The sequence below is a fragment of the Streptomyces sp. AB3(2024) genome, assembly GCF_041862025.1.
In the GTDB taxonomy this organism is placed as follows: Bacteria; Actinomycetota; Actinomycetes; order Streptomycetales; family Streptomycetaceae; genus Streptomyces.
Genome location: NZ_JBGWAB010000301.1, coordinates 1 through 1,652, shown reverse-complemented (window position 1 = coordinate 1,652; position 1,652 = coordinate 1). Strand labels below are relative to the sequence as shown.

The following is a 1,652-nucleotide window of genomic DNA, read 5'->3' as shown; positions in this document are numbered from 1 at the left end:
CCCGGTCAAGGGTGACTGGAACGGTGACGGGACCGACAAGGTCGGTGTCTACCGTCCGGCGGAGTCCGACTTCTTCGGCGCCGCCAAGGACTCCAACTCCGTGATCTACCAAGCCCGTTTCGGAGTCCCCGGCGACACCCCCATCACCGGCCAGTGGTGACCTCAACACCCGTCTGAGCCGGTGCTCGATCCGCCGAGCCGCCTCGGTCGAGGGCCGCGGCCCCGCTGGCAGCAGCGGGGCCGCCCCTCCCGCCCACCGCATCCACCGCTTACTTCCTACAGCTCTCACAGGAGACCTCCATGCCCCAAACACGCGCGTCCCGCCACTCTCTGACGCCCCTGAGGCGAGGCCTCGCCGTCCTGGCCGCCACGGCAGCCGTGATCGGCCCGTCCATCGGCTCGGCCCAGGCGGCGACGCCCGCTGCGGATGCCGCGTCCAAAACGGTGACCTTCCAAGGACACCGGTTCAAGGTCCCCGACAGTTGGGACGTCGTCGATCTGAACGCCGATCCCACCGCATGCGTACGCTTCGATCGGCACGCCGTCTACCTCGGCACTCCCGGCACGCAGCAGAACTGCCCCTCCCACTTGGTCGGTCGGACCGAGGCGCTGCTCCTGGAACCGGACTCGTCCGGCAGCACCGAGCAGGGCACCACGGTCCGCGAGGTCGAGCACGAGATCGTCGGCGGGGCCAAGGGCATGCGGGTGACGGCCACCTACGCCGACGACCAGTCCTTGGTCCGCGGCATCCTCGCGGCCGCCGGGGTGCCGGCCGCGGCGCCGGCGAAGCAGTCGCGCCTCGCCGCCGCACCGGCCGCCCGCTCGGCTGCACCCGTGACGGCGGCGGCCGCGGCGACGACCTCGGCCGACCTGACGAACTTCACCGGCAAGGGGTTCGACGCCTGCACCGCCCCGGACTCCGGCACCATGAACGCATGGATGACGAGCTCTCCGTACAGGGCCGTCGGCATCTACATCGGTGGCCGGAACAGGGCATGCCCCCAGAAGAACCTCACCGCCTCGTGGGTCCAGCAGCAGGCCTCCGCCGGCTGGCGCTTCATGCCGATCTACGTCGGCCCGCAGGCGAGCCAGATCAGCTCTCCCGCCGCCGAAGGCAAGAGCGTCGCGGATGACGCGGTGGACAATGCCGCCGCGCTGGGGCTCGGCCCCGGGTCCCTCCTGTACTACGACATGGAGGCCTACAGCAGCGCGTACTCGGGCAACGTGCTCGCCTTCCTCTCCGCCTGGACCGAGCAGCTCCACGCCCGCGGCTACAACTCCGCGGTCTACAGCAGCTCTTCCTCGGGCATCGCCGACCTGGCGTCCCACACGGGCAGCCACACCATGCCCGATGTCGTCTTCAGCGCCCAGTGGAACGGCGCCGCGGACACCAATGACCCGGCGCTCCCCAGCTGGGCGTGGGCCAACCACCAGCGCGTCCACCAGTACAGCGGCAACGTCACGGAGTCATGGGGCGGCAAGCAGATCCAGATCGACCGCGACTACCTGGACGTCGCCCTGAACGGGCCGGCGACTCCCAGGACCGCGACGACGGTGGGTGTGTACCGTCCGGGGGAGTCGTGGTTCTACGTGTCGGACCGGGGCGGGAACCTGTCGGGGAAGGCCGCGTTCGGTGCTCAGGGCGATATGCC

1 protein-coding gene is annotated in these 1,652 nt (G+C 70.3%); it reads left to right on the top strand.

Going from position 1 to position 1,652, the window contains the following annotated elements; translation table 11 throughout:
* Positions 1 to 300 precede the first annotated feature (300 nt).
* Positions 301 to 1,652: DUF1906 domain-containing protein (locus ACEPPI_RS40460; RefSeq protein WP_373920232.1), on the top strand; the 1,352-nt coding region annotated here is incomplete at its 3' end.